This is a genomic window from Cupriavidus sp. USMAA2-4 (assembly GCF_001854305.1).
Classification (GTDB): Bacteria; Pseudomonadota; Gammaproteobacteria; order Burkholderiales; family Burkholderiaceae; genus Cupriavidus; species Cupriavidus malaysiensis.
The window spans coordinates 4,235,401-4,261,260 of record NZ_CP017748.1 but is presented as its reverse complement, the minus strand read 5'-3'; the positions used below and the strand labels follow the sequence as shown (position 1 = coordinate 4,261,260).

27 protein-coding genes and 3 tRNA genes are annotated in these 25,860 nt (G+C 65.4%); 8 read left to right on the top strand and 22 right to left on the bottom strand.

Annotation, left to right across the window (positions count from 1 at the left end):
• Positions 1-143: 143 nt before the first annotated feature.
• The 3 genes from BKK79_RS19025 to BKK79_RS19015 all read left to right on the top strand — a co-directional run bounded on the left by BKK79_RS19025 (position 144) and on the right by BKK79_RS19015 (position 1,940).
• On the top strand, positions 144-848 hold the full coding sequence (locus BKK79_RS19025; protein WP_071013582.1) for a GntR family transcriptional regulator: 705 nt from the start codon (positions 144-146) through the stop codon (positions 846-848).
• Positions 849-941: 93 nt separating this feature from the next.
• Positions 942-1,553, top strand: a complete 612-nt coding sequence (locus BKK79_RS19020) for a 2OG-Fe(II) oxygenase (protein WP_084084926.1) — start codon at positions 942-944, stop codon at positions 1,551-1,553.
• Between the two features lie 174 nt (positions 1,554-1,727).
• Positions 1,728-1,940 (top strand): DUF2188 domain-containing protein, encoded by a 213-nt coding sequence (locus BKK79_RS19015; RefSeq protein WP_071013591.1) that lies wholly within the window; start codon positions 1,728-1,730, stop codon positions 1,938-1,940.
• A 52-nt stretch (positions 1,941-1,992) separates the two neighbouring features.
• Here the strand turns inward: BKK79_RS19015 and BKK79_RS19010 are convergent, their stop codons facing one another.
• Entirely contained in the window at positions 1,993-2,181 is a 189-nt protein-coding gene (locus BKK79_RS19010) for a hypothetical protein (protein WP_071013593.1), read from the bottom strand.
• A gap of 432 nt (positions 2,182-2,613) precedes the next feature.
• Here BKK79_RS19010 and BKK79_RS19005 point away from each other — a divergent pair, with 432 nt between their 5' ends.
• Positions 2,614-2,859: a hypothetical protein gene (locus tag BKK79_RS19005; RefSeq protein ID WP_071016451.1), complete on the top strand. Its 246-nt coding sequence runs from the start codon at positions 2,614-2,616 to the stop codon at positions 2,857-2,859.
• Here BKK79_RS19005 and BKK79_RS19000 read toward each other — a convergent pair.
• The 17 genes from BKK79_RS19000 to BKK79_RS18925 form a co-directional block, all read right to left on the bottom strand.
• A complete protein-coding gene (locus BKK79_RS19000; protein WP_197523925.1) occupies positions 2,835-3,257 on the bottom strand; it encodes a PadR family transcriptional regulator in 423 nt (140 codons plus the stop codon). The two genes, BKK79_RS19005 and BKK79_RS19000, sit on opposite strands and share 25 nt — an antisense overlap.
• Positions 3,258-3,697: 440 nt before the next feature.
• Positions 3,698-3,841, bottom strand: a complete 144-nt coding sequence (locus BKK79_RS42310) for a hypothetical protein (RefSeq protein WP_442873256.1) — start codon at positions 3,839-3,841, stop codon at positions 3,698-3,700.
• A gap of 384 nt (positions 3,842-4,225) precedes the next feature.
• Positions 4,226-4,432, bottom strand: coding sequence for a hypothetical protein (locus tag BKK79_RS18995; protein WP_071038238.1), 207 nt, complete (start codon positions 4,430-4,432; stop codon positions 4,226-4,228).
• Positions 4,433-4,750: 318 nt separating this feature from the next.
• A tRNA-Pro gene (locus BKK79_RS18990) sits at positions 4,751-4,827 on the bottom strand.
• Positions 4,828-4,911: 84 nt separating this feature from the next.
• Positions 4,912-5,352, bottom strand: coding sequence for a MerR family transcriptional regulator (locus BKK79_RS18985; RefSeq protein WP_071013600.1), 441 nt, complete (start codon positions 5,350-5,352; stop codon positions 4,912-4,914).
• Positions 5,353-5,482: 130 nt separating this feature from the next.
• The gene (locus BKK79_RS18980) at positions 5,483-5,899 is read right to left on the bottom strand and encodes an integration host factor subunit alpha (RefSeq protein ID WP_071013602.1); all 417 of its coding nucleotides are present in this window, start codon (positions 5,897-5,899) and stop codon (positions 5,483-5,485) included.
• A gap of 84 nt (positions 5,900-5,983) precedes the next feature.
• Entirely contained in the window at positions 5,984-8,440 is a 2,457-nt protein-coding gene (gene pheT, locus BKK79_RS18975; protein WP_071038237.1) for a phenylalanine--tRNA ligase subunit beta, read from the bottom strand.
• Between the two features lie 111 nt (positions 8,441-8,551).
• Positions 8,552-9,589: a phenylalanine--tRNA ligase subunit alpha gene (gene pheS / locus BKK79_RS18970; protein ID WP_197523979.1), complete on the bottom strand. Its 1,038-nt coding sequence runs from the start codon at positions 9,587-9,589 to the stop codon at positions 8,552-8,554.
• 289 nt (positions 9,590-9,878) lie between these two features.
• Positions 9,879-10,235 (bottom strand): 50S ribosomal protein L20, encoded by a 357-nt coding sequence (rplT, locus tag BKK79_RS18965; protein WP_008650487.1) that lies wholly within the window; start codon positions 10,233-10,235, stop codon positions 9,879-9,881.
• A 27-nt stretch (positions 10,236-10,262) separates the two neighbouring features.
• Positions 10,263-10,460: a 50S ribosomal protein L35 gene (gene rpmI / locus BKK79_RS18960; protein WP_006575466.1), complete on the bottom strand. Its 198-nt coding sequence runs from the start codon at positions 10,458-10,460 to the stop codon at positions 10,263-10,265.
• A 155-nt stretch (positions 10,461-10,615) separates the two neighbouring features.
• A complete protein-coding gene (infC, locus tag BKK79_RS18955) occupies positions 10,616-11,137 on the bottom strand; it encodes a translation initiation factor IF-3 (protein ID WP_083384108.1) in 522 nt (173 codons plus the stop codon).
• A 48-nt stretch (positions 11,138-11,185) separates the two neighbouring features.
• Entirely contained in the window at positions 11,186-13,093 is a 1,908-nt protein-coding gene (thrS, locus tag BKK79_RS18950) for a threonine--tRNA ligase (protein ID WP_071038236.1), read from the bottom strand.
• A 377-nt stretch (positions 13,094-13,470) separates the two neighbouring features.
• Positions 13,471-13,547 (bottom strand) — tRNA-Val (locus BKK79_RS18945).
• Between the two features lie 91 nt (positions 13,548-13,638).
• Positions 13,639-13,715 (bottom strand) — tRNA-Val (locus tag BKK79_RS18940).
• A gap of 21 nt (positions 13,716-13,736) precedes the next feature.
• Complete coding sequence (locus tag BKK79_RS18935; protein WP_071038235.1) at positions 13,737-15,959, bottom strand: RelA/SpoT family protein; 2,223 nt, start codon at positions 15,957-15,959, stop codon at positions 13,737-13,739.
• 21 nt (positions 15,960-15,980) lie between these two features.
• Positions 15,981-16,343, bottom strand: coding sequence for a RidA family protein (locus BKK79_RS18930; protein ID WP_071038234.1), 363 nt, complete (start codon positions 16,341-16,343; stop codon positions 15,981-15,983).
• Between the two features lie 122 nt (positions 16,344-16,465).
• Entirely contained in the window at positions 16,466-17,344 is an 879-nt protein-coding gene (locus BKK79_RS18925) for an alpha/beta fold hydrolase (RefSeq protein WP_071013620.1), read from the bottom strand.
• Positions 17,345-17,505: 161 nt separating this feature from the next.
• Here BKK79_RS18925 and BKK79_RS18920 point away from each other — a divergent pair, with 161 nt between their 5' ends.
• Entirely contained in the window at positions 17,506-18,282 is a 777-nt protein-coding gene (locus BKK79_RS18920) for a 3-hydroxybutyrate dehydrogenase (RefSeq protein ID WP_071038233.1), read from the top strand.
• 14 nt (positions 18,283-18,296) lie between these two features.
• On the top strand, positions 18,297-18,770 hold the full coding sequence (locus tag BKK79_RS18915) for a DUF411 domain-containing protein (RefSeq protein ID WP_071013626.1): 474 nt from the start codon (positions 18,297-18,299) through the stop codon (positions 18,768-18,770).
• Between the two features lie 102 nt (positions 18,771-18,872).
• Here BKK79_RS18915 and aceB read toward each other — a convergent pair whose 3' ends face one another.
• Positions 18,873-20,459, bottom strand: coding sequence for a malate synthase A (gene aceB, locus BKK79_RS18910; protein WP_071013628.1), 1,587 nt, complete (start codon positions 20,457-20,459; stop codon positions 18,873-18,875).
• A 44-nt stretch (positions 20,460-20,503) separates the two neighbouring features.
• Entirely contained in the window at positions 20,504-21,205 is a 702-nt protein-coding gene (locus tag BKK79_RS18905) for a haloacid dehalogenase type II (protein WP_071038232.1), read from the bottom strand.
• Between the two features lie 270 nt (positions 21,206-21,475).
• Here BKK79_RS18905 and BKK79_RS18900 point away from each other — a divergent pair, with 270 nt between their 5' ends.
• Entirely contained in the window at positions 21,476-22,429 is a 954-nt protein-coding gene (locus tag BKK79_RS18900) for a LysR family transcriptional regulator (protein WP_071013634.1), read from the top strand.
• Between the two features lie 193 nt (positions 22,430-22,622).
• Entirely contained in the window at positions 22,623-23,057 is a 435-nt protein-coding gene (locus BKK79_RS18895; RefSeq protein ID WP_071013637.1) for a universal stress protein, read from the top strand.
• A gap of 99 nt (positions 23,058-23,156) precedes the next feature.
• On the opposite strand, the gene BKK79_RS18890 is transcribed toward BKK79_RS18895, so the two are convergent.
• On the bottom strand, positions 23,157-23,906 hold the full coding sequence (locus BKK79_RS18890; protein ID WP_083384109.1) for a M48 family metalloprotease: 750 nt from the start codon (positions 23,904-23,906) through the stop codon (positions 23,157-23,159).
• Positions 23,907-24,253: 347 nt separating this feature from the next.
• Positions 24,254-25,552 carry an isocitrate lyase gene (gene aceA / locus BKK79_RS18885; RefSeq protein ID WP_071038231.1) on the bottom strand — a complete coding sequence of 433 codons (1,299 nt, stop codon included), beginning with the start codon at positions 25,550-25,552 and terminating at the stop codon, positions 24,254-24,256.
• Positions 25,553-25,860: the final 308 nt, after the last annotated feature.

Below are 25,860 nucleotides of genomic sequence, written 5' to 3'. Positions count from 1 at the left end.
GCGCCCGCGGCAGTCGCCACGCTTGTTTGTTTTTGTTGTGAAGGATTAGAGCACTAATATATTAGTGTGTCAAACCCGGTCCACTCAGCTAGAATCGCGCATCGCTGCCGGCGCGCCGCGCCGGCAGGCATCGCATCCGATCCATGGAAGACACCCTTCAGTCCCCCGCGCTTGCCGCGTTCCAGTTCGACCGCACGCGCCACGCCGCGCCACAGGTCTTCGAGCACCTGCGCGAACGCATCATCTCGATGGCACTGCCGCCGGGCAGCGTGCTGTCGCGGGCCGACCTGGCCGCCGAGTACGGCACCAGCCAGACACCGGTACGCGATGCGCTGATCCGGCTCAGCGAAGAAGGCCTGGTCGACGTCTTCCCGCAGCACGCGACCGTGGTCAGCCCGATCAGCATCGCGCTGGCACAGCAGGCGCACTTCCTGCGCCGCTCAGTCGAACTGGAGATCGTGCGCAGCCTGGCAGAGCGTCCCGACGCGGCACTGGTGCAGCGCCTGCGCGCCAGTCTCGCCTACCAGCACGCCATGCTGGTGGCGGGCGATTTCGCCGAACTGTCGCGCACCGACCAGACCTTCCATCGCCAGCTCTACGACGCCGCCGAAGTGCCCGACCTGTGGCTGCTGGTGCGCCGCCAGAGCGGCCACCTGGACCGGCTGCGGCGCCTGCATCTGCCCATCGACGACAAGGCGCGCGCGGTGGTCGAGGACCATATGGGCATCGTCGACGCGATCGCCGCGGGCGACCCCGCCGCGGCGCAGGCGCGCCTGCGCCGCCACTTGTCGGGCACCCTGACCAACCTCGACGATATCCGCGCGCGCTTCCAGGACTACTTGCGCTAGCACCGGCCGCGACAGCGCCGCCATGGCACTAGCGCATGCCCGCCGCGGCTGCGTAAAATGGGCGCCCCGCCGATCCGCGCCGCCCGTCCCGCCATGTCCGTCACCCCCGCCCTGTTCGAAATGCTGGAAGCGCGCGGCTGGGCCGTCTGCGACGACAGCATCGCGCCGGCCCTCAGGCAGCAGCTCTACGCCTGCAGCGAGGCCGCCTGGCAGGCCGGCCGCTTCCATCCCGCGCGCATCGGCCGCGGCGAGGCCGCCACGCGCGACGAGACGGTACGGGGCGATTCCATCCTGTGGCTCGAACGCAGGCACGGCGACGCGGTCATGGACGCGTTCATGGACTGGGCCGCGCAGTTGCGCGCCGAGCTCAACCAGCGCTACTTCCTCGGCCTGCGCCGCGAGGAATTCCATTTCTCCCATTACCCCGTCGGCACCGGCTACCGCAAGCACTTCGACCAGCATCGCGGCAGCCCGCACCGCCGCATCTCGCTGGTGCTGTACCTGAACCCGGAGTGGGATGCGGACGATGGCGGCGAACTGGCCATCCATGCGGCCGATGACGACACGCGCGAAAGCGCGCGCATCCTGCCGCAGGGCGGCCGCCTGGTACTGTTCCGCAGCGAACTGATCCCGCATGCAGTGCTGCCCTGCCGACGCCCGCGGCGCGCGCTGACCGGCTGGTTCCGCACCGACGCCGCCGCCTGAGGGGATACGCCGCCGCGTGCCGCGCGGATACCCCGGCGCGCCTCGTTTCGGCGCGCCCGTCCGCGCCAGCGCGCAGGACCATCGCCTGCGGCAATGCACAGCCCCGCCGAGTGGCGGGCGCCGGCACCATGGCATATAAATAACGGGTACCGCTCAGGCGGCAGGAGGCCACCCATGACGGCACCCAACATCCACGTCGTGCTGACCGCGCACAATGGCTGGGCGGTCGAGGTCGAAGGCACGGACGGCGCCACCTCGCACTACCCCTCGCTGCTGGAAGCCGTGGCGGCCGGCGAGCAGAAGGCCAGGCTGGATGGCGTCGAATTGTTCATTCACGGGGAAGATGGCGCCGTGCGCCGCCACCACGATTTCCGCGCGAAAGACTAGCGTCCCGAACCGCGATTTCTCCGGCTCGGGACATCGGCGCGGCACGCCGCGCTCACTCGCCCTGCATGCCGTAGCGGTACAGCGTCGCGCCGACCTCGATCAGCAGGGTGCGCTCGCGCCCCTGGATCGCCGGATCGGTCAGCAGCATCGCCAGCCGCGCGATCGCGTCGTCCACCGGGAGTTCCTCCGCCTCGTCGAGGGCAAGCCGCTCGAACTCTCGGATCACATCATCTGGTTCCATGGGTTTCCTCATATCGGTACGAATTGGCGCGCCTGCCTTCGCAGCGCGCCGCCCGGCCGATTATCTCAGCGCGCCCATCCGGCCGCCATGACTTCCGCGCCCGGCCATGCCCGCCACGCCCCCTCCCCCGAGCCGCGGCGGCGGCAAGCAGCGCGCCCGCCAATACACAGTTGCGTAACAATTTCCACCGCACCGCGCCCGACAATAGGCCCTCAACCACTTGCGCCCTGCGCGGGCTGGCGGCCTCGCCTGGCCGACCAGCCCTTTTTTTTCGCGCGCCGGATCGCCGCCAGCCAGCGCGGAATCCCACGATCCTCCGTCTGCCACAAAGCCTCGCACCGGGCCTCGACTACTGTACATTCATACAGTATTCTGTAGTACATTGCGCAGCAATCACCCACGCACGGAGACTCCACGATGCCCGCTTCCGCCATGACTGATACCCGCACTGTCAAATACATCGTCGTGCCCTACCGCAAGGGCAACGGCGACGCACTGCAGCCCGGGGAAATCCGCCAGGCTTCCAGCGAAGTCAGCGCCATCCGCATCGCCACCGCCATGGCATCGAGCTTCGCGGGCGTCGCCGCCTACGAGGTGCTGGTCGACGAGGAAACGGGACAGATGGACTCCCCTCGCATCCTGACCAGGGAAGGTCAGATCCCGACCCTGGACGACTGACGGGCGCGGCTGTCGCCATCGACCTCGGCATGGCTTGCGAAGATCAGCGGCGACACCAGCGGCGACACATCAGCCCGCCCGCCGTCTGCCGGCACGATCGCGCAACCGGTGCCTGCAGGCCTCCGATGGAACATCGTGTCGAGCAATACACGGCTGTTGTCCAGCACCCCTCTGCCGAGTTCGGTGATGAAATACACGCGCCCGACGCCGTCCCTCGCCGCGCTCGCGATACACCCCTTCGTCAGCAGTGTGCGCAACAGCGGCCTCACCGCAGCGATACCGCCCGCCGTGTGGTACTCGAGGAGCCGGTCCCCCAGTTCCACTGCCGTGGCCGGCATTTCCAGCACCAGTTGGAGCACGTAGAACTGCGCCAGCAAATCAAGCGACTCTCGTTTCATATCGCAGCCACAGGAGATTGAAGCGACGCCCGATGCGCCGCGCACCCCCGGCGGCGCGGCGCAGGAATATCCGGCATACCGGGGGCGGAATCCAATCCGGCAAGTCTACGGATCAGCCCCGTCGCCGACCGCGGGAAGAGGGCCCGTTTCCGACCGCTCCTCGGCCTCAACCTTTCCGACAACACGCGGGAGCCGCCGCATTCTCGTTCTGTCCGAAGAGGACCGACGGGTGATCGTGGCCCCGGCAGTCAGACCTCGACGAGGCCGCCGCGCTGAAGCGGGCAGTGGCGGAAAGCGCAGGCAACGACGGCACTCGCATTCCGCATGCGGGCCTCAAGACGCCGACGGGCGTATCAGACGTGCACTCCATGTGGCAAGAAGAGAAAAAAAGCCCGCCTCGGCGGGGAGCGTCGACGGACCGGAAGTGCAACGGCGCGAGTCTACTCGGTGCCGTCGAAACGCGGCTTGTCCGGAACAATCAGATTGCGGACATGTTTCCGACCAACCGATAGAAACAAACGCACCGCGAGTAGGATCAATCCAGGCAACAGAAGCGCATCGTCCGCATAGCCAAACACCGGAATGAAATCCGGAACCAGCTCAAGAGGGCCGACGATGGAGACAGAGTGACTTGACGGCTAGTGGCATGCGCGGGTGCCGATATGCCAACCAAAGCGCCACCGCATCACGCTTGATCTCGCGCGCGGCCAAACGCATGTGCTACCAGATTGACTGTTCCACCTCGCCCCCCAGGATTCCGTTCAGGCGTGCTTCGCAGCGCCAGAGGGACGACGCCACAACGAAGTCAACACCGACACTTGCGGTGGGTACGGATCAAGCGCGACTGTCCCCGCAGCACCATGCCGCCCCGGCACTACCATTGCCGCTGGAACAACTTCCACGGCGCCGGTGCCTGGGATGCGAATCGGTAGGTATGGGTGGGTCTGGGTAGTGCGGTCTGGCAGACGCTAGTCCTCGCCGTCAGCGGCAACCTGGTCGACCTCCCGCTTCGCAGCGGCAAGAGCCTCGTCGATCGCCACGGCTTCGGACGAAGCCAGTTCGCCGGCATTCTGCCTATGGCCATGCCCTCGAACGACATACGACCAGTCCCAATGACCGCTGGTGACCATTCTGACGTGAATCAGGATTTCACGGCCTCGGTATCGAAATTCCATAGCAGGCCCTCCGATGTCAGAGGAATCCTAGCATGACGGGCCTGATCAACCTGCGCTTCGTCGGCAAGGCCGAGGCCATCCGCTCGGACTGCGAGCAGCATCGCAGTGCTTTCTGGCGCGAATCGGACAGCAGCCGGCCCGCGCCACGACCGAGGGCTACATCACGCAGCGCCAGATGCCAGTGTCGACGGTGCGGCTTACCGCTGCCGTCCGCCTGAATATTAGAGAGCTTCTAATATCACGGTCTGATATCACGCAAAGCGCTGACGCCAGAATGAGAAAAGCCCGCGTAATCGAATGATTACGCGGGCCTTAATTTGGTCGGGGCGAGAGGATTTGAACCTCCGACCACCTGCACCCCATGCAGGTACGCTACCAGGCTGCGCTACGCCCCGAGAGAAAAAGATTATATCAGAAGGATTTTCATCTTGACTAGTGTCTTCTGCACTTTTTTGCCGTGCCCGGCTTCGCTCGCCGACTTACTTCGGACCGTGTCCGGCGATCTCGCGCAACTGCGCGAGCAGATGCTGGACGTCGACCAGTTCATTGCGCAGCGCGTTCAGATCGACCGACAACACCGGGGCGTCTTCGACGTGCGCCGGTGCCGCACCGACGCTCTCTTCCTGCACGGGCGGTATCGTATGATGCCGCCCTTCATCGAGCCGGTTGCGCGCACCGTTGATGGTGAAGCCCTGCTCGTACAGCAGCTCGCGGATCCGACGGATCAGCAGCACCTCATGGTGCTGGTAGTAACGCCGGTTGCCGCGCCGCTTGACGGGCTTGAGCTGCGTGAACTCCTGCTCCCAGTAGCGCAGCACGTGCGGCTTGACGGCGCACAGCTCGCTTACCTCACCGATGGTGAAGTAGCGCTTGGCGGGAATCGGCGGCAGCGCGACGCGATCGCTTGGTTTGTCGGACATGCATGAAGGGGCCGGCCAGAGCCGCGGCCCGCAGGAGTTACGCTAGGGATCGAATGGAAGCACGCGAGGCGCGCCTGCGCGCTCAGAAGGATACCGATTCCCGTTGCCGCGAGCAACGCGGCGGCACGGCTCAGCCAGGCAGCGCGAGGCCGGCCCGCTCTTCCACCAGTGCCTTCAGCTTCTGGCTGGCGTGGAAGGTGACAACGCGGCGTGCGGTGATGGGGATCACCTCGCCGGTCTTGGGATTACGGCCGGGGCGCTGCGGCTTGTCGCGCAGCTGGAAGTTACCGAAGCCGGATAGCTTGACGCTGTCACCCTGCTCCAAGGCTTCGCGAATCACGTCGAAGAAGGCTTCGACCATATCCTTGGATTCACGCTTGTTCAGACCGACCTGGTCGAACAGCATCTCCGCCAGCTCGGCCTTGGTGAGAGTGGGAACCTCCGTCACGCGGGATTCCGGCGTGTCGTCGTCGCGGTGGGCTGCTTGCCGGTCGCCTGCCTCACCCAGAGCTGCAGCAGTCATGACATTCAGATGTCGATCATTCATATTGATCGTGCATTGTCGTTCAATCTGGCGATCCGTCCGGGCGCAGCGGCCCGGACGCTCCATGCCGTCGCGGGGACAGCGTTCTCAGCCACGCAGCCGTGCCTGGAACGCGGCCACCAGCGCATCAACCATGCAGCGCACGGCGCTGTCGACAGTCTCGTCCTGGAGGGTCGACCCAGTATCTTGCAAGGTCACCCGGAACGCAAGGCTTTTCTCGTCCACGCCAATGCTGCTGGAAGCCGCGGCATTGGCCTTCGGACGGAACTCGTCGAACAGCACCAGGCTCTGGCAGAAGCGGCCGAAACCGGCCTGATCCAGCGCTGCACGCATCGCATCGAGCAGGTCCTGCGCACGCGCCGACTGCTTGACCACGACGGCGAGATCGCGCACCACGGCCGGGAACTTGGAGATCTCGCTGTAGGCGGGCAGGCCGACCTCGCGCAGCGATTGCAGTTCAAGTTCGAACAGCACCGGTGCCTGCGCCAATTCGTACTCCTGCAGCCAGCGCGGATGCAGCTCGCCGACCACACCCACCGGCTTGCCGTCGACCAGCACGCGGGCAGCGCGGCCCGGATGCAGCGCGGGATGCGAGACCGGCTCGAAGCGCGCCACGCGCGGGTGGAACAGCGACTCCACGTCGCCCTTGACGTCGAAGAAGTCGACCGGTCGCGTGGCGACGCCCCACTGCTCTTCGAAGGCAGGGCCGTAGGCGATGCCGGCGACCATCATGGGTTGGCGATAGCCTGCCACGGTCAGGCCGCCGTCGGCCACCGAGCCGTCGCGGTGGAACACGCGGCCCACTTCGAACAGGCGCACGCGGCCGGCCTTGCGGTTCAGGTTGTAGCGCACCTTGTCGAGCAGACCGCCGATCAGCGTGGAGCGCATCACTGCCAGCTGGCTCGCGATCGGATTCAGCAGGCGGATCGGGTTGTCGTTGGCGGCGAAGTCGCGCTCCCACTTCTCTTCCACGAAGGCGAAGTTGATCACCTCCTGATAGTCGCGCGCGGCCACCGCATGGCGCACCACGTGCTGCGAGCGGCGAGCCTCATCGGTCGGGCGCATCTCGCTCTCGGCCACCGGTGGACGGGCCGGAATACGCTCGAAGCCATAGATACGGGCCACTTCCTCGATCAGGTCTTCCTCGATCTCGATGTCGAAGCGGTAGCTCGGCGGCGTCACCACGAAGACCTCGCCGTCATCGCCCTGCTCGCGCGTGAAGGCGAGCTGCAGGCGCTGGAAGACATCGGCGATCTCGGCGGCCGACAGCTCGATGCCGAGCACGCGTTCGGCACGTGCCACGCGCATGCGCACCGGCTTGCGCTCCGGCAGGTTGACCACGTGGTCATCGACTGGGCCGGCCTGGCCGCCGCAGATGTCGAGGATCAGCGCGGTGATGCGCTCGATGTGCTCGACCGTGGTGGCGAAGTCCACGCCGCGCTCGAAGCGGTGGCCCGCATCGGTCGAGAAGTTGTAGCGGCGCGCGCGACCCTGGATCGACTGCGGCCACCAGAAGGCGGCCTCGAGGTAGATATTGGCGGTATCGAGCGTGACCGCGGTGCTGTCGCCGCCCATGATGCCGGCCAGGCTTTCGATCTCCTTGTCGTCGGCGATCACGCCGACCTGCTCGTCCACCTCGATGGTATTGCCGTTCAGCAGCTTGATCTGCTCGCCCTTGCGGCCCCAGCGCACGTCGAGGCCGCCGTGGATCTTGTCGAGGTCGAACACGTGCGACGGACGGCCGAGTTCCAGCATGACGTAGTTGGAGATGTCCACCAGCGCCGAGATGCTGCGCTGGCCCGAGCGCTCGAGACGCTGCACCATCCATGCAGGCGTCGCCGCGCGCGCGTTGACACCGCGGATCACGCGGCCGGAGAAACGGCCGCACAGATCGGGCGCCGACACCTTGACCGGCAGCGTCTCGTCCAGCGTCACCGCCACCGGCGTCATTGCCGGCACCTGCAGCGCGGCACCGGTGAGCGCCGCCACTTCGCGTGCCACGCCGTGGATCGACAGGCAGTCGGCCTTGTTCGGCGTGAGCTTGATGACGAAGACCTGATCGTCGAGATCCAGGTACTCGCGGATGTTCTGGCCGACGGGCGCATCCTCCGGCAGGATCAGCAGGCCTTCATGGTCTTCCGACAGCTTGAGTTCGCGCGCCGAGCACAGCATGCCGTAGCTGTCCACGCCACGCAGCTTGCCGACCTTGATCTCGAAGGGCTTGCCGCCCGGCTCGCTCGGCGGCAGCACGGCACCGACCAGCGCGCACGGCACCAGGATGCCCGGCTTGACGTTGGGCGCGCCGCAGACGATCTGCAGCGTCTCGCCGGTGCCGGCGTCGACCTGGCACACATTGAGACGGTCGGCATTGGGATGCCTCTCGGTGGCGAGCACGCGCGCCACCACGATCTTTTCGAACGGCGGCGCGACGGGGCCCACTTCCTCCACCTCGAGCCCGGCCATGGTCAGGCGGTGCGAGAGCGCGTCGGTGGAGACCTTTTCAGGATTGACGAAACTGCGAAGCCAGGATTCCGAGAATTGCATGGCGCTTCTGATCCGGTAAGTATGCGGTGTATCGGTGACGAAAGACGGCGGCGGGCCTGGGCAGGTGAAGGCGTCCCAGGCGCCTCGGGCGCTTCAGGCGCTTCAGGCGCTTCAGGCGAATTGGCGCAGAAAGCGCGCATCGCCCTCGAAGAACAGCCGCAGGTCGTTGATGCCATAGCGCAGCATGGTCAGCCGCTCCAGCCCGGAGCCGAAGGCGAAGCCGATGTAGCGCTCGGGGTCGAGGCCCATATTGCGCAGCACGTTCGGGTGCACCTGGCCCGAGCCGGAGATCTCCAGCCATTTGCCGGCCAGCTTGCCTTCTTCGAATGCCATGTCGATCTCGGCCGACGGTTCGGTGAAGGGGAAGTAGGACGGGCGGAAGCGGACCTGGATATCGTCGCGTTCGAAGAACTTGCGCAGGAAATCCGTGTAGACGCCCTTCAGGTCGGCAAAGCTGATGTCCTCGCCGATCCACAGGCCTTCCACCTGGTTGAACATCGGCGAATGCGTGGCATCGCTGTCGACGCGGTAGGTACGCCCCGGGCAGATCACCTTGATCGGCGGCATGGCGCGGCCCTTGTACTTCTCCACATGCATACGCGCATAGCGCACCTGCATCGGGCTGGTGTGAGTGCGCAACAGCAGCAGCTTGTCCTCGCTGTCGCGCCCGTCCACGTAGAAGGTGTCCTGCATCGAGCGCGCCGGATGGTTGTCCGGGTTGTTCAGCGCCGTGAAGTTCATCCAGTCGGTCTCGATCTCGGGGCCGTCGGCCACGTCGAAGCCGATCGAACCGAAGATCTGCTCCACGCGCTCCCAGGTGCGCATCACCGGATGCAGGCTGCCACGCGCCACCGTGCGGCCGGGCAGCGTCACGTCGATCGCCTCGGCAGCCAGGCGCGCGTTCATCAGTGCATCGGCCAGCGCCTGGCGGCGGCCGTTGAGCGCGGCCTCGACCTGTTGCTTGGCCTGGTTGATGCGCGCGCCCTCGCTCTTGCGTGCCTCGGGATCGAGCTTGCCCAGGCTCTTCAGCAGTTCGGTCAGCGCACCGGTCTTGCCGAGGAAGCGGGCCTTTTCGTTTTCCAGCGTGGCGTTGTCATTGGCGGCGGCGAAAGCGGCCTGGGCGCCGGCGACGATTTGATCCAGATCCAGGGACATGGCAGCGGTCGTGGAAGGTTTAGGCGCCACGGCGCGGCGCGCCTTGGCGGGGGTTGGCACTTCGTGCGGTGTTCGTTTCGGATGCCGTCTCGGCCACGGCAACGCCGGAGCGCAGCCCGCTTGGTGGCGGCATTCGAAATGAAAACGGGGCCCACGCGGAGCCCCGTTTCAGCGGTCTTGCCGGGCAATCATCGCAGCGTACTGCGCTGGGTGGCCCGGCGGCCGCGGTCGACCTTGCGGTCGGTGCTTGCCCGGGAACGCTTACGCATTCCCGGCGCCGGCATCAGGCAACGGTGGCTTTCACCTGGTTGACGATGGCGGCAAAGGCAGGCTTGTCATGGATAGCCATGTCCGACAGCACCTTGCGGTCCAGTTCAATCGAAGCCTTCTTCAGGCCGTTCATGAACACGCTGTAGGTCATGCCATGCTCGCGCGTGGCAGCATTGATACGCGCAATCCACAGCGCGCGGAACACGCGCTTCTTGTTGCGGCGATCGCGGTATGCGTACTGGCCGGCACGCATGACCGCCTGCTTGGCGATGCGATAGACATTATTGCGACGGCCGCGGTAACCCTTGGCAGCGTCGATGACTTTCTTGTGACGGGCCCGTGCAGTGACCCCACGTTTGACTCGAGGCATGTAACTCTCCTTTCGATCTCGTCAGGGTTATGCGTACGGCATCATCGCGCGCACCGACTTCAGGTTCGTCTCATGGACGTCCTGGGTGCCGCGCAGTTGACGCTTGTTCTTGGTGGTCTTCTTGGTCAGGATGTGACGCTTGAAGGCCTGGCCACGCTTGAACGAACCGTTCGGACGCGCAGTAAAGCGCTTGGAAGCGCTTTTCTTGGTCTTCATCTTCGGCATGAAAAACTCCAGCTCTCTGACATGCATGCAGGTGGCCGGCTGGCGCCGACGCTTGCAAGACCCGCATCCACTTGTTTTGCACGCGGACCGCCAGGCCCGCGCACGCTTCGCGCTCCGTGCCGCGGTGACTGGCACCGCGGCACGCCGCGCAAAACTCACTTCTTCTTCTTGGGCGCCAGCACCATCACCATCTGGCGGCCTTCCATCTTAGGCATCTGCTCGACCTGGCCGAACTCCTCCAGGTCTACCTTCAAGCGCTCGAGCATGCGTGCACCGATTTCCTGGTGCGCCATCTCACGGCCGCGGAAACGCAGCGTGATCTTGGTCTTGTCGCCATCCTCAAGAAAGCGCCTCAAGTTGCGCAGCTTGACGTTGTAGTCGCCGTCATCCGTACCCGGCCGGAATTTGACTTCCTTGACCTGGATGATCTTCTGCTTCAGCTTGGCCTCGTGTGCGCGCTTGGCTTCTTCGTACTTGAACTTGCCGTAGTCCATGATACGGGCTACGGGCGGGCTCGCGTTGGGCGCGATCTCCACCAGATCCAAGTCCTTGTCCTCAGCCATGCGCAGCGCTTCAATGAACTTGAAGATGCCCAGCTGCTCGTTATCAACCCCTACCAGCCGCAGCTCAGGCGCGCTGATCTCCCGGTTGATGCGGTGACCTTTGTCTGTAGCGATGTTGCGTTACCTCAAGAAGACAAAAAAACGAGCCGTGCTCCCTACCCTTCAGGCTTTGCTGGAAACGTCCTGTTGCAGACGCTCCACGAACGCGGAGACGGGCATCACACCCAGATCCACGTTGCCACGGGCACGCACGGCCACTTGATTGGCATCCCGCTCCTTGTCGCCCACTACCAGCAGGTAGGGGATCTTCTGAAGGGAATGCTCGCGGATTTTATACGTAATTTTCTCATTACGCAAATCCGCCTTGGCCCTAAACCCTTGTTTTTGCAGTAGTTGCGCAATGCCCTGCGCATACTCGGCCTGGGAGTCGGCAATATTCATCACCACCACCTGCTCCGGCGCCAGCCAGGCGGGCAGCGCGCCGGCGTGGTTTTCCAGCAGGATGCCCAGGAAGCGCTCGAAGGAGCCCAGGATGGCCCGGTGCAGCATGACCGGGCGCTTGCGCGAATTGTCCTCAGCGACGAACTCGGCATCCAGGCGCTCCGGCAGCACCAGGTCGAGCTGCAGCGTGCCGCACTGCCAAGAGCGGCCGATGGCGTCCTTGATGTGGTATTCGACCTTCGGGCCATAGAAGGCACCCTCGCCCGGAAGCTCCTCCCACTCCACACCGCAGGCACGCAGCGCCAGGCGCAGGCCCTCTTCGGCGTGATCCCAGATTTCGTCCGATCCGGCCCGCTGTTCCGGCCGCAGAGACAGCTTGACCGCCACGTCCTTGAAGCCGAAATCGTCATAGACGGAGAACGCCAGCTCGTTGAATGCCTTGGCTTCCGCGACGATCTGCTCTTCCGTGCAGAAGATATGGGCATCGTCCTGCACGAAGCCGCGCACGCGCATCAGGCCATGCAGCGCGCCGGACGGCTCGTTGCGATGGCAGGCACCGAACTCGGCCAGACGCAGCGGCAGGTCGCGATAGGAACGCAGGCCGTGGTTGAAGATCTGTACATGGCCGGGACAGTTCATCGGCTTGATCGCGTAGTCACGCTTCTCCGACTCCGTGACGAACATGTTCTCCTTGTAGTTCTGCCAGTGGCCCGACTTCTCCCACAACGAACGATCCATGACCTGGGGCGTACGCACCTCCTGATAGCCGGCCTCGCCCAGGCGCCCGCGCATATACTGCTCGACCGCCTGCCAGATCTGCCAGCCCTTCGGGTGCCAGAAGACCATGCCCGGCGCCTCTTCCTGCAGATGGAACAGATCAAGCGTCTTGCCCAGCTTGCGGTGGTCGCGCTTCTCGGCCTCTTCCAGCATGTGCAGATAGGCCTCCTGGTCTTCCTTCCTGGCCCAGGCCGTGCCGTAGATGCGCTGGAGCATCTCGTTGTTGGCGTCGCCGCGCCAATAGGCACCGGCCACCTTCATCAGCTTGAAGACCTTGAGCTTGCCCGTCGACGGCACGTGCGGACCGCGGCACAGGTCGACGAACTTGCCTTCGCGATACAGGCCGATTTCCTGGTCGGCAGGGATCGAGGCGATGATCTCCGCCTTGTACTTCTCGCCCATCGACTCGAACAGCGCGACCGCTTCGTCGCGGTTCCAGACCTCGCGCACCACCTTCTCGTCCTTGCGCGACAGCTCCACCATCTTCTTCTCGATGGCAGCCAGGTCCTCGGGCGTGAACGGGCGCTTATAGGCGAAGTCGTAGTAGAAGCCGTTCTCGATCACCGGCCCGATCGTCACCTGCGCCTCAGGATAGAGTTCCTTGACGGCGTAGGCCAGCAAGTGGGCAGTGGAGTGGCGGATCACATCGACGCCGTCGGCATCCTTCTCGGTGACGATGGCAAGCGACGCGTCACGGTCGATCGTGAAGCTGGTGTCGACCATGCGACCATCCACCTTGCCGGCCAGGGCAGCCTTGGCCAGGCCCGAGCCGATGCTCTGCGCCACTTCGGCCACCGTCACCGGGCCGGGAAACTCGCGGCGGGAACCGTCCGGCAGCGTGATTGCGATCATCTTGCACCTCATCAGGAATCCGACTGCCCGGCGCCGGCCGGCAGGCGGATAAAGCATCTCGTGGCGCCCACCCATGCCCGGGATACGGCACGGCGCGGACTGCGGGAACTCCACCCGATCCCTCCAGGCAACCAGGCGGAAAGCGGGCAGCTTAACAGGTAGCCGACAAGCGACAGACGAAAAAAAACGCAGCCAAGGCTGCGTTCTTTTTCGATTCAAACCCGGCAGGACCGGGACGAAGGCGCACCTCGACTACTGTCGCTGATCAGCGGTAGTAGTTCGCGGTGTCATAACCATGGCGCCTTTCCGTTCTTTATTGGGTTGAACCGGCTTTGCAACCGGCATTACCGCCAGGCTGCCTGTACTACATGATTCGTTGGTAGGCTCGATTGGACTCGAACCAACGACCCCCACCATGTCAAGGTGGTGCTCTAACCAGCTGAGCTACGAGCCTATTGCACTGCTTATACTGCTCACTACCGGCGGCGCCACCACTGCGCGCCGCCTTCCTGCCCTACCTTTTTACTACCTTCTACTGCATTCGTTGGTAGGCTCGATTGGACTCGAACCAACGACCCCCACCATGTCAAGGTGGTGCTCTAACCAGCTGAGCTACGAGCCTAGCGAAGCTGAAAGTATAACATCACTTTCTTTTCGCTTGCAACACCCCAACCACATCTTCTATCAAAGCGAGCGCGCGCTGGAGCTGGGTCGCCTCGGCGACCTCCGCCGTGAACTGCATCCGCGCGACGCCCTTGCTCGACAGCGTCTTCACGCCCGTGACATTGATCTTCTCGCGCGACAGCACCTCGGAGATGTCGCGCAGCAGGCCTTGGCGGTCGACCGCCTCCACGTGGATGTCGACGGGGTAGACGGCGTCGCTCTTCTTGCCCCACTCCGTCTGGATCACGCGCTCGGGCGCGCGGGCCGATAACTGGAGGAAGGTCGGGCAGGTTCGGCGGTGAATGGAAACGCCGCGCCCGCGTGTGACGAAACCGACGATATCGTCGGGCGGCGCCGGCTTGCAGCAGCGCGACATCTGCGTCATCAGCGAATCGACCCCCACCACCAGCACGCCGCTCTTGGCGCCGCGCGCCACACTGGTGGCGCGGCTCTTCTTGGTAACGGCGTCCTCTTCGCTGATGTGCGGTTGCACCTCGCCGGCCGGATGGCGCAGCGCCTGCTCCACGTGGCGCAGGCTGAACTCCTCTTTGGCCACCGCCGCGAACAGCTCGTCCGGAGCCTTGAAACCGAGCCGCGCGGCCAGGTCGTCGAGGTTGACGGCGGTCTTGCCCTCGCGCTGCAGCGTCTTGTCGACCTGCGCGCGCCCCTGGGCGATGGTTTCCTGCGAGTCCAGCGCATTGAACCAGGCCCGCACCTTGGCGCGTGCGCGGCCGCTGGCGAGATAGCCCAGCTCGGGGTTGAGCCAGTCGCGCGACGGTCCGCCCTGCTTGACTGCCACCACCTCCACGGTCTGGCCGTTCTTCAGCGGCGTGTTCAGCGGCACCATGGCGCCGTCCACGCGCGCGCCACGGCAGCGATGGCCAAGGTCGGTGTGCAGGTAATAAGCGAAATCGACCGGCGTGGCGCCCTGCGGCAGCGCCACCACGCGTGCCTGCGGCGTCAGCACGTAGATGTGATCGTCGATCGCGGCATGCTTGAGCTGCTCCCAGGGGGAGTCCTCGTGCGCCACGGTGTGATCGGCATCATCCTTCCAGGCCAGCAGCTGACGCACCCAGGCGATCTTCTCGTCATAGCGCTCGTCCGCCGAGAACTGGCCGCTGTAGCCCCTGTTGCCGGCCTCCTTGTAGCGCCAGTGCGCCGCGACGCCGTACTCGGCGAAATGATGCATCTCCTGGGTGCGGATCTGCACCTCGAAGGCGCGCCCGTCGTCGCCGATCACCACCGTGTGCAGCGACTTGTAGCCATTGGGCTTGGGCCGCGAAATGTAGTCGTCGAACTCGCGCGGGATCGGCTGCCAGATGTGGTGCACGATGCCGAGCACCGCGTAGCAGTCCTTGATATCGTCGACGATGACGCGGAAGGCACGCACATCGTAGAGGTCGGCGAAGTCCAGCTCCTTGCCGCGCATCTTCTTCCAGATGCTGAAAATGTGCTTGGGCCGGCCGCTGACATCGGCGCGGATCCCCGCCGCCGCCAGCTCCGCCTGCAGGCGCGCGATCGCGCTGGCGATGTAGCCCTCGCGCTCGATGCGCTTCTCGTCGAGCAGGCGCGCGATACGCTTGTAGGTGTCCGGCTGCTCGAAACGGAAAGCCAGGTCTTCCAGCTCCCACTTCATCTGCCAGATGCCGAGCCGGTTGGCCAGCGGCGCGTAGATATCCAGCGTTTCGCGCGCCACGCCGGGCAGCGGCGCGCGCTTGGCCTGCGCCAGCCAGCGCAGTGTCTGCAGCCGTGACGCAAGACGCACCAGCACCACGCGGATGTCCTGCGCAAACGCCAGCAGCATCTTGCGCAGCGCCTCCACCTGCTCGTGGCGCGCCTCGCGTTCGTTCTTGCCCGGCTCCTGCGCCTCGGCCTGCGTCACCGCGATCGCACCGATACGCAGCAACTGACGCACGCCCTTGACCAGGCGCGCCACTTCCTCGCCGAAATCGGCCTCGATGTCTGCCTCGCAACCCGGCACGTAGGCCGCCACCGGGAACAGGCAGGCGGCGGCGCGCGCCGCATCGTCCACGCGCAGGCCGTCGAGGATGCGCAGCATGCCTTCGGCATGCGACAGCACGCTTTCGCCGGTCGGCAGCTCCGCGCCGGCGCCCCGCGCACGCACGAAGGCGAGCGCGCGCACCACCAGGCCGGCGTCCGGCGTGCCGGCCACCTGGCCTGGAAGTTCCGTCGGTGTCACCATATCAACTGCACCTGCCTGCGCTCACTTGAGGGCGGCGGTCACCACCACTTCGATCAGGTAGTCGGGATTGGCCAGGCGCGCCTCCACGGTGGCTCGCGGGGGCGTGTTGCCCTGCGGCACCCAGGCGTCCCACACTTCGTTCATGGCGCCGATCTGGTCGACGTCCTTGAGGAAGATCTGGCACGAGAGGATGCGCGTCTTGTCGCTGCCCGCCTCCGCCAGCAGGCGGTCGATATGGCCCAGCACTTCCTGCGTCTGGCCGCGGATATCCGCCTCCGGTTCGACTTCCGGCACCTGGCCCGCGAGGTAGACCACGCCGTTGTAGACGGCATATTCGGAAAGGCGCTTGCCCACATGGGCACGTTTCAGTTCATTGTCGCTCATGCTTTATCACGCTTACGTTCTGCGGCGGCCGCCCGCGGACGGCCCGCCGCGACCTTGGATTCCATTGTCGTTGTCAGTTACTGCTTCCCGGCGCCAGCCCAGGTACCGTGGCAAGCGTCGCCTCAGGCCAGGAAGAATGCCCGCGCGAGGGCGATCTGCGCCGGGTCGATAAACGTCGGCGCATGCCCCACATCCGGCACCTCCACCGCGCTCACCTGGCGGCCACGCGCCTCCATCTCCGCCACGGTGTCGCGCAATAGCAGGTCCGACTGGGCGCCGCGCACCACCAGCAGCGGGGCCTGGATGGCTTCGAAAGCCCGCCACAGCGCCGCCTCGCCGGCCTGCACCATTTCGGGAGTGGTCTCACGGAAGGGAACGGCCAGCGACGGATCGTAATGCAAACCCCATTCCAGGCCCTGGGCACCCTGCAGCGGCTTCAGGATCGCGCCGTTCAGTTCGCGCCACTGCTCCGGCGTGTGGCGGCCGAAGGAGGCGCTGATGGTCTGCAGGTAGGCCAGCCCCTCCTCGAAGGTCTTGAAACGTACCGGCAGGCCGAGGTAGGCGCCGATGCGCTCGATCGCCGATGGCGCCACGCGCGGGCCGACATCATTGAGCAGCAGCTTGCGTACCGGCGACTTCGGCAAGCCGGCCAGCGCCATGCCGATCAGCCCGCCCATCGAAGTGCCGAACCAGTCGACCTGCTCGACGTTCAGGCGCGCGATCAGCGTCACCATGTCGGCCACGTACTGCGGCAGCACATAGCCATGCGGGTCGGCCAGCCAGTCGGAACGGCCTCGTCCCGCCACGTCGGGACAGACCACGCGGTAGTCGCCGCACAGGGCACGGGCCAGCGCATCGAAATCGCGTCCGGTGCGGGTCAGTCCATGCACGCAGACCAGCACGCGCGGATTGGCGGCGTCCCCCCATTCGTGGTACGCCATGCGATGCAGGCCCGACGGGCTCAAGCACTGGACGAAGCCGAGGCGCGGGCTGGCGGACATCTGGACTCCCTGGCAAAGCGGCCCACAGCAGGATGCGGCACCGACGTTGAGCAAAACTGGATTGTACGCTCCGGCGGTTACAATGCCACAGCACTCGCAGCAGCAACCGACTTCTGCACGCCGGCATGCCGGCCGGCGCGCGACTTTCGATGGAGACTCCCATGCTTCAAGGCAAGACGGCGCTGGTCACGGGTTCCACCAGCGGCATCGGACTGGGCATCGCCCAGGCCCTGGCGGCGCAAGGCGCCAACATCATCGTCAACGGTTTCGGCGACGCCGACGGGGCCCGGCAGCAGATCGCGGCGGCCGGCCAAGGCATCCGCCTGGGCTACCACGGTGCCGACATGAGCAAGGCGTCGGAAATCGAGGACATGATGCGCTATGCCGAGGCGGAATTCGGCGGCGCCGACATCCTCGTCAACAATGCGGGCATCCAGCACGTCGCCAGCATCGAGGACTTCCCGCCCGAACGCTGGGACGCCATCATCGCCATCAACCTGACCTCGGCCTTCCATACCACGCGGCTGGCCCTGCCCGGCATGCGGCAGAAGAACTGGGGGCGCGTGATCAACATCGCCTCCACGCACGGCCTGGTCGCCTCGGCACAGAAGTCCGCCTACGTGGCCGCCAAGCACGGCATCGTCGGCCTGACCAAGGTGACCGCGCTGGAAACCGCGCAGACCGGCATCACCGCCAACGCGATCTGCCCGGGCTGGGTGCTGACGCCGCTGGTGCAGAAGCAGGTGGAAGCGCGTGCCCAGCGCGACGGCATCAGCGTCGAACAGGCCAAGCGCGAACTCGTCATCGAGAAGCAGCCCTCGGGCCAGTTCGTCACGCCGGACGAACTGGGTGCGCTGGCGGTGTTCCTCGCCAGCGAAGCAGCGCGCCAGGTGCGCGGCGCGATCTGGAACATGGACGGCGGCTGGGTCGCGCAATGAGGCACGACGGCACTATGCGGCCGCGACGCCGGCGCCTGCTGCAGTCCCTGGCACTGGGCGTCGCCCTGAGTCCGCTGGCCACGCTGGCGCAAGGTCCGGCGCGCACGGCCATCACCGTTTACAAGAGCCCCTTGTGCGGCTGCTGCGAAGACTGGGTCAAGCACCTGCGCGACCACGGCTTCGCCGTCAGCACGCAGAACGTCGAGGACACCGGCCCGTGGCGCCAGCGCCTTGGCATGCCGGAGCGCTTCGCCTCCTGCCACACCGGCCTGGTGGCCGGCTACGCGATCGAAGGCCATGTGCCGGCGGCCGATATCCGGCGCCTGCTGGCCACACAGCCCAAGGCGGCCGGACTGGCGGTGCCGGCCATGCCGCTCGGTTCGCCCGGCATGGACCAGGGACCGCGCAAGGACCCTTACGACGTACTGCTGGTCAAGGCGGACGGTACCGCCACGGTCTTCGCCAGCTACAACAAGGCCAAGGCTTGATCCTGGCACCATGAAAAAACCCCGCGGCTGCGCACCGCGGGGTTTTTCTCATCGGGCCGGCGTCCGCGCGGGCGTGCCCCGCCGGGACGGGGCGGCCGGCACTCAGATTTCTTCGTACAGCGGCAGCGTCAGGAACTCGGCGAAGCCTTCCGAGGTGGACATCTGCTCGAAGATCTCAGCGGCACGGTCGTAGGTCTTGGTGTCGCCACCGACCGATGCCTTGACCTTGGCCAGCTCCTCGGGGATCGCCGCACGCACCATCTCGGCGGTCACCTTGCGGCCGTCTTCCAGCTTGCCCTTGGGCGAGCGGATCCACTGCCACACCTGCGAGCGCGAGATCTCGGCGGTGGCCGCGTCTTCCATCAGGTTGTGGATGGGGACGCAGCCGTTGCCGGCCAGCCAGGCACCCAGGTAGTGGATACCGACGTTGATGTTCATGCGCAGGCCGGCTTCGGTGATCGGCGTTTCGGGCTGGAAGTCCAGCAGGTCGGACGCCTTCACCTCGACGTCCGGGCGCTGCTTCTCGAACTGGTTGGGCTTGTCGCCCAGCACCGCCACGAACTCCTTCATGGCCGGCTCGACCAGTCCCGGGTGGGCCACCCAGCCACCGTCGTAGCCATCGGTCGCGTCGCGCTTCTTGTCGTTGATGATGCCCTGCATGGCGATGGCGTTCTTCTCCGGATCGTTCTTGATCGGGATCAGTGCGCTCATGCCGCCGATCGCGGGCGCGCCGCGCTTGTGGCAGGTCTTCAGCAGCAGCAGCGCATAGGCACGCATGAACGGCGAGGTCATCGTCACCTTGGCGCGGTCGGCCAGGCAGAAGTCCTTGTCGTTCTTGAACTTCTTGATGCAGGAGAAGATGTAGTCCCAGCGGCCGGCGTTCAGGCCCGCGCTGTGCTCGCGCAGTTCGTACAGGATCTCTTCCATCTCGAAGGCGGCGAGGATGGTCTCGATCAGCACGGTCGCCTTGACGGTGCCTTGCGGCAGGCCGATCTCGTTCTGCGCCATCACGAAGATGTCGTTCCACAGGCGCGCTTCCAGGTGGCTTTCCATCTTCGGCAGGTAGAAGAAGGGGCCGGCGCCGCGGGCGATCTGCTCCTTGGCGTTGTGGAACAGGAAGAGCGCGAAGTCGAAGATGCCGCCCGAGACGCGTTGGCCGTCGATGGTGACGTGCTTCTCGTCCAGGTGCCAGCCGCGCGGGCGCACCTGCAGCGTGGCAATCTTGTCGTTCAGCTTGTATTGCTTGCCGTTGGACTCCAGCGTCAGCGTGCGGCGCACGGCGGCCTTCAGGTTGACCTGGCCCTGCAGCTGGTTGTGCCAGTTCGGCGAGTTGGAGTCCTCGAAGTCCGTCATGTAGCTGTCGGCACCCGAGTTGAAGGCGTTGATCACCATCTTGGCCTCGACCGGGCCGGTGATCTCCACGCGGCGGCAGTGCAGTGCGGGCGGCACCGGCACGACCTTCCAGTCGCCTTCGCGGATGGCCTTGGTCTCGGGCAGGAAATCGGGGCGTTCGCCGGCGTCCAGGCGCTTGGCGCGCTCGACGCGCGCGGCCAGCAGTTGCTGGCGGCGCGGCTCGAAGGCGCGGTGCAGCTTGTCCACCAGGGCCAGCGCTTCCGGCGTGAGGATGTCTTCGTAGGCCGGCAGGATCTCGCCGGTAATCTTCATGCCCGCGGGCAGCGTGATAGCCATCAGTGTTCTCCTGTGATCGATGGGATGGTCGGGGTTGCCCGCTCTTACACCGCCACGCCGGCGGCGCGGACGAATGCGAGCAGGTCGTTCATGTCGTGCCCGGCACCGGAGGGCGATACGTCCAGCCGCTCCGGCGGATGGCCGGCACGATTGATCCAGAAAGTGGTGTAGCCGAACCAGGTGGCGCCGCAGGCATCCCACCCGTTCGACGACACGAACAGTATCTCCTGCGCCGCCAGGCCGAAGGCGGCAGGCGCCAGTCCGTAAGCGGCCGGCGCGGTCTTGTACAGGCGCACGGACTCGACCGACAGCACATGGTCGAACAATCCCTGCATGCCGGCGCTCTTGACCGAGATGTCCAGCATCTGCGGATTGCCGTTGGACAGGATGCCCAGCGGCAGGCCGGCTGCGCGCAGCCGCTTGAGCGCGCCCAGGTTCTCCGGGAATGCCGACAGGCAGGCGTACTCCTTCAGCAGTTGCGCTTCGGCGGCCTCGTCCAGGGACAGTTCGAGGCGCTCGGCGGCATAGCGCAGCGCATCCACGGTGAGGTCCCAGAAGGGCTTGTAGCGGGCGCCGTCCGGCGCGGCCAGGCTGCGGATGCGCGAATAGTCGATCTGGCGGTCGCGCCAGAGCAGCGCCAGCGCCTCTCCCTTGCCGGGGAACAGCTGCTCGGCCCGCGCCGTGACGGAGTAAACGTCGAACAAGGTGCCGTAGGCATCGAAGACGACTGCGCGGATCTTGTTCATGGGCGGTATCAAGCGATATCGAAATGAGTCGGGCGGCTTGGCGGCGCTGCGTTCCGTGCGACCCCTGACGCTGCGTGGGCCTGTACACGGTGGAATGCAGAAGATTGTATGAAAGCGCTGCACTGCGACAAAGACGAAGCGGGTCACTTGATCTTTTACTTTTGCAACACTAATCTGAGCGGGCGGAACCGATAATCCGCACCCAAAACTTCTCCACCGTTCGGCGCACGCCCCCTGGGGTGCCGCCATCGGCACTCACTGGCAGGTTTCGTGGATCATTTCAAGCAATTGGAGACCTTTGTCTCGGTCGCCTCGCGCGGCAGCCTGTCGGCGGCCGCCGCGGCCGAGGGCGTGGCGCCGGCCATCATCGGGCGCCGCATCGACGCGCTCGAGGAGCGTCTGGGGGTCAAGCTGCTGCTGCGCACCACGCGCAAGATCAGCCTGACCTTCGAGGGTTCGGCCTTCCTCGAGGACTGCCAGCGCATCCTCAACGACCTGCACAATGCCGAGGCCAGCGTCTCCGCCGGCGGCGTCAAGGCCAGCGGACACCTGCGCGTGACCGCCCCGGCCGGCTTCGGCCGCAAGCACGTGGCGCCGCTGGTACCGCTGTTCATCGAGTCCCACCCCGACGTCAGCATCACGCTGGACCTCTCCGACCGGCTGGTCGACCTCATCAATGAAGGCTTCGACTGCGCGATCCGCCTGGGCGACCTGCCCGACTCGAGCCTCGTCTCGATCCGGCTGGCAGAAAACCGCCGCGTGGTGGTGGCGTCGCCCGACTACCTGGCACGGCGCGGCGTGCCGCAGCAGCCGGAGGACCTGGCCCGCCACAATTGCCTGTCCTTCGGCGCCAGCGCCAACGTGCAGCGCGGCTGGGTATTCCAGCACAAGGAGCGTGCCGTCACCATCAAGGTCGGCGGCACCATGGAATGCACCGACGGCGCGGTGCTGCACAGCTGGTGCCTGCAGGGACACGGCCTGGCGTGGCGCTCCTGGTGGGAAGTGGGCGATGAGATCGCCAGTGGCCGGCTGGTGACCGTGCTCGATGAGTTCCAGGCGCCGCCGATCGGCATCCATGCGGTCTTCCCCCAGCGCAAGCACCTGCCGCTGCGGGTCCGCCTGTTCATCGACCACCTCAAGAACACCTACGGCAACCCCTCCTACTGGCGTCGCGCGGAGCTGGCCGGCAAGCCGATGGCCGCGGTCCAGGCGGTGGCCGGCTGAAGGGGCGCCGGCGGGGTGGCGTTCAAGGCATTGATCTAGCGCAATGCCGTACTCGCCACCCTGTCTACAATGAAAAGGAAGGAGTGCCTCCCGGCCTGCGGGCGGGCGCCCCTGCCCGGACCGCCCCGGCCTGCGCCAGGATCGCGGCACCGGCACCCGTCCTGACTATCGCCCCCTAAAGGAGGAGCCTCGTATGTTCAAGCACATCCTGCTGCCGACCGACGGTTCGGAACTCTCGAAGAAGGCCATCAACGGCGGCCTGGAACTGGCCAAGGCGATCGGCGCGCGCGTCACCGCCTATGTCTGCCTGGAGGAGTATCCCTACACCCCCTTCAGCGAGATCGTGGTGGAAGCGCCGCAGGCCTTCAAAGACCGCATCGAGAACCAGGCCAGGCTGTACCTGAAGGAAGTCGAAACGGCCGCGACAGCGGCAGGCATTCCCTTCGATTCCGACATGACCACCTTCGCCGTGCCCTACCTCGGCATCATCGATGCCGCGGAACGCCATGGCTGCGACGTCATCCTGATGGCCTCGCACGGCCGGCGCGGCCTGTCCGGCCTGCTGCTCGGAAGCGAGACGCAGAAGGTGCTGACGCACAGCGAGATCCCGGTCATCGTCTATCGCTGAGCCCCGCTCGCCGCCGCATCACCGGATCGCCGGCAGACATGGAAAGAAGGCCGCACCGTGGCACGGTGCGGCCTTTTTCACCTGCAGGGACGACGGCGCTCAGCCGGCCTTGCGGATGCGGTCTTCGATATGCTTGGCGCGGTCGTCCGAGCCAGGATGCGACGAGAACATGCTCGACTTGCCACCGTCGAGCTTGGCCAGCTTCTGGAAGGCGGTCACGAGGCCGCGCGTGTTGGCCTTGTTCTTGCTCAGCAGGTCGAAGGAGTAATCGTCGGCCGCGCTTTCCTGCGTCTGCGAGAACTGCGCGTTGACCAGGGCCTCGCCCAGCTCGCCGAGCTGCGAGTTCGACAGCGCTGCCGCGGCGCCATTGCCGGACGCCGCCAGCGCGCCGCGCGCCGCCATCGCCGTATAGGCCACCTGCATCTTGTTCTTGGTGTGGCCCAGCGCTACGTGGCCCAGTTCATGGCCCAGCACGCCACGTACCTCATCGTCGGTCATCATGTCCATCAGCCCGCTGTAGACACGGACGCAGCCGTTGGCCATCGCCCAGGCGTTCACGTCCTTGGTCAGGTAGACCTTGGCATTGACGTTGGAGACGTCGGCGGTGGTCAGGCCGGTCATGATCTTGGCCAGGCGCTTGCCATAAGCGCTGTTCGCGGCGGCGATCTTGCTGGTCTTGTCCGATTCGGCGCACGCCTGGTCGGACAGGCTCTTGACATCGGCGTCGCTGAGAGTGGCTGCCTTCAGCAGCGCACTGCCGGCGCCCACCATGCCGTTCACATCGGTGCCGGCGCAAGCGCTCAACATGACTGCGGCAGCCGCCGCGGCCAGGATTGCGGGAGTCTTCATGGTTCTAGGCCCTGGAGAGTGCAGGCATCCGCACCCATCGGTACGAAGCGGCCTGCTTATTGTGGTATATGTGCGCAAAGATGCGCACAAGAGGATACCTCTGGCGCCACAGAATCGAAACCCGATACCTTGAATTGTTGCAAATTGTGACAATTACCAAAATCATCACAATCGCCCGAGCCCGGCCAGCGCGGGACGCCATGCGATACATCAAAAAAACCGCGCCGTCCTGAGAGAGACACGGCGCGGCGCCCAAAAAGGAAACGCGATGGTCGCGCGCTCCCTGGCGTGGCAGGCGGATGCACCAGGCATCCGGCCACTGTGTGGTGATGATCGGCTGCGGAAAGTCAGGCGACCTTCTTCTTGTCCTCGAAGAACTGCTCGTCCTCGGTCGAGCCCTTCAGCGCGGTGGTCGACGACTGGCCGCCTTCGATGGTCTGGGTCACGGCGTCAAAGTAGCCGGTACCGACTTCGCGCTGGTGCTTGACGGCGGTGAAGCCCTTCTCGGCGGCGGCGAATTCGTTCTCCTGCAGTTCGACGAAGGCGCTCATCTGGTTGCGGGCATAGCCGTAGGCGAGGTTGAACATCGAGTAGTTCAGCGAATGGAAGCCGGCCAGCGTGATGAACTGGAACTTGTAGCCCATCGCGCCCAGTTCCTTCTGGAACTTGGCGATGGTGGCATCGTCCAGGTTCTTCTTCCAGTTGAATGAGGGCGAGCAATTGTAGGCCAGCAGCTTGCCCGGGAACCTGGCGTGCACGGCCTCGGCGAATTTCTTGGCGAATTCCAGGTCCGGTTTGCCGGTTTCGCACCACACCAGATCGGCTACTTCGGCGTAGGCCAGGGCACGGGCGATCGACTGCTCGATGCCGGCACGGGTACGGTAGAAGCCTTCGACGGTGCGCTCACCGGTGCAGAAGGGCTTGTCGCGATCATCCACGTCGGAGGTCAGCAGGTCGGCGGCCTCCGCGTCGGTACGGGCGATCACCAGGGTCGGCACGCCCGACACGTCGGCGGCCAGGCGCGCGGCGGTCAGCTTGGCGACGGCCTCGCGGGTCGGCACCAGCACCTTGCCGCCCATATGGCCGCACTTCTTCACGGAAGCCAGCTGGTCTTCGAAGTGCACGCCGGCGGCGCCGGCTTCGATCATGGACTTCATCAGTTCGAAAGCATTCAGCACGCCGCCGAATCCGGCCTCCGCATCGGCCACGATCGGCGCGAAGAAGTCGGTGTCGCCCTTGCCTTCGCTCCATTGGATCTGGTCGGCACGCTGGAAAGTGTTGTTGATGCGCTTGACCACCATCGGCACCGAGTTGGCCGGATACAGCGATTGGTCGGGGTACATTTCACCGGCCAGGTTGGCATCGCCGGCGACCTGCCAGCCCGACAGGTAGATGGCCTTGAGGCCTGCCTTGACCTGCTGCATGGCCTGGTTGCCGGTCAACGCGCCCAGCGTGTTGACGAAGGGCTCGGTGTTCAGCAGGTGCCACAGCTTTTCGGCACCGCGGCGGGCCAGGGTGTGCTCGATCTGCACGGAGCCGCGCAGGCGCACCACGTCCTCGGCGCTGAAGTTGCGCTTGATGCCTTTCCAGCGGGGGTTGGTTTCCCAGTCATTCTGCAGTTTCTGCGCTTCGAGTTCGCGGGACATGTTCGCTCTCCAATGACGTTTGAGGGTATGGCGAAGAAAACTCGTTGGATCGGCGCGGGGCGCCAGCCTGCCGTCCGACCTGCCGCCCCGCATCCGTTGGCGCTGATGGCCAGCCAGCGGTGCCTGTTCCGAGCGTCAGGTCATGTGTCTTATATAAGAGTTTAGAAAACCATCCCGCGCCGCAACAAGCGTCATAGGTGTCAAACAGACAGTTTTATTTTTTATAAAAATCAAATAGTTACAGAAATCATTTCATGATATGGCAAGCAGTCCTCCATCATGAGATAGGACGCCAGCACCGTGCACCC

What these genes read in the sequence shown, in the direction of transcription:
- BKK79_RS19025 (WP_071013582.1), top strand. Translation starts at nt 144, where the DNA reads ATGGAAGACACCCTTCAGTCCCCCGCGCTTGCCGCGTTCCAGTTCGAC.
- BKK79_RS19020 (WP_084084926.1), top strand. Translation starts at nt 942, where the DNA reads ATGTCCGTCACCCCCGCCCTGTTCGAAATGCTGGAAGCGCGCGGCTGG.
- BKK79_RS19015 (WP_071013591.1), top strand. Translation starts at nt 1,728, where the DNA reads ATGACGGCACCCAACATCCACGTCGTGCTGACCGCGCACAATGGCTGG.
- BKK79_RS19010 (WP_071013593.1), bottom strand. Translation starts at nt 2,181, where the DNA reads ATGGAACCAGATGATGTGATCCGAGAGTTCGAGCGGCTTGCCCTCGAC.
- BKK79_RS19005 (WP_071016451.1), top strand. Translation starts at nt 2,614, where the DNA reads ATGACTGATACCCGCACTGTCAAATACATCGTCGTGCCCTACCGCAAG.
- BKK79_RS19000 (WP_197523925.1), bottom strand. Translation starts at nt 3,257, where the DNA reads ATGAAACGAGAGTCGCTTGATTTGCTGGCGCAGTTCTACGTGCTCCAA.
- BKK79_RS18995 (WP_071038238.1), bottom strand. Translation starts at nt 4,432, where the DNA reads ATGGAATTTCGATACCGAGGCCGTGAAATCCTGATTCACGTCAGAATG.
- BKK79_RS18985 (WP_071013600.1), bottom strand. Translation starts at nt 5,352, where the DNA reads ATGTCCGACAAACCAAGCGATCGCGTCGCGCTGCCGCCGATTCCCGCC.
- BKK79_RS18980 (WP_071013602.1), bottom strand. Translation starts at nt 5,899, where the DNA reads ATGAATGATCGACATCTGAATGTCATGACTGCTGCAGCTCTGGGTGAG.
- pheT (WP_071038237.1), bottom strand. Translation starts at nt 8,440, where the DNA reads ATGCAATTCTCGGAATCCTGGCTTCGCAGTTTCGTCAATCCTGAAAAG.
- rplT (WP_008650487.1), bottom strand. Translation starts at nt 10,235, where the DNA reads ATGCCTCGAGTCAAACGTGGGGTCACTGCACGGGCCCGTCACAAGAAA.
- rpmI (WP_006575466.1), bottom strand. Translation starts at nt 10,460, where the DNA reads ATGCCGAAGATGAAGACCAAGAAAAGCGCTTCCAAGCGCTTTACTGCG.
- thrS (WP_071038236.1), bottom strand. Translation starts at nt 13,093, where the DNA reads ATGATCGCAATCACGCTGCCGGACGGTTCCCGCCGCGAGTTTCCCGGC.
- BKK79_RS18935 (WP_071038235.1), bottom strand. Translation starts at nt 15,959, where the DNA reads ATGGTGACACCGACGGAACTTCCAGGCCAGGTGGCCGGCACGCCGGAC.
- BKK79_RS18930 (WP_071038234.1), bottom strand. Translation starts at nt 16,343, where the DNA reads ATGAGCGACAATGAACTGAAACGTGCCCATGTGGGCAAGCGCCTTTCC.
- BKK79_RS18925 (WP_071013620.1), bottom strand. Translation starts at nt 17,344, where the DNA reads ATGTCCGCCAGCCCGCGCCTCGGCTTCGTCCAGTGCTTGAGCCCGTCG.
- BKK79_RS18920 (WP_071038233.1), top strand. Translation starts at nt 17,506, where the DNA reads ATGCTTCAAGGCAAGACGGCGCTGGTCACGGGTTCCACCAGCGGCATC.
- BKK79_RS18915 (WP_071013626.1), top strand. Translation starts at nt 18,297, where the DNA reads ATGCGGCCGCGACGCCGGCGCCTGCTGCAGTCCCTGGCACTGGGCGTC.
- aceB (WP_071013628.1), bottom strand. Translation starts at nt 20,459, where the DNA reads ATGGCTATCACGCTGCCCGCGGGCATGAAGATTACCGGCGAGATCCTG.
- BKK79_RS18905 (WP_071038232.1), bottom strand. Translation starts at nt 21,205, where the DNA reads ATGAACAAGATCCGCGCAGTCGTCTTCGATGCCTACGGCACCTTGTTC.
- BKK79_RS18895 (WP_071013637.1), top strand. Translation starts at nt 22,623, where the DNA reads ATGTTCAAGCACATCCTGCTGCCGACCGACGGTTCGGAACTCTCGAAG.
- BKK79_RS18890 (WP_083384109.1), bottom strand. Translation starts at nt 23,906, where the DNA reads ATGAAGACTCCCGCAATCCTGGCCGCGGCGGCTGCCGCAGTCATGTTG.
- aceA (WP_071038231.1), bottom strand. Translation starts at nt 25,552, where the DNA reads ATGTCCCGCGAACTCGAAGCGCAGAAACTGCAGAATGACTGGGAAACC.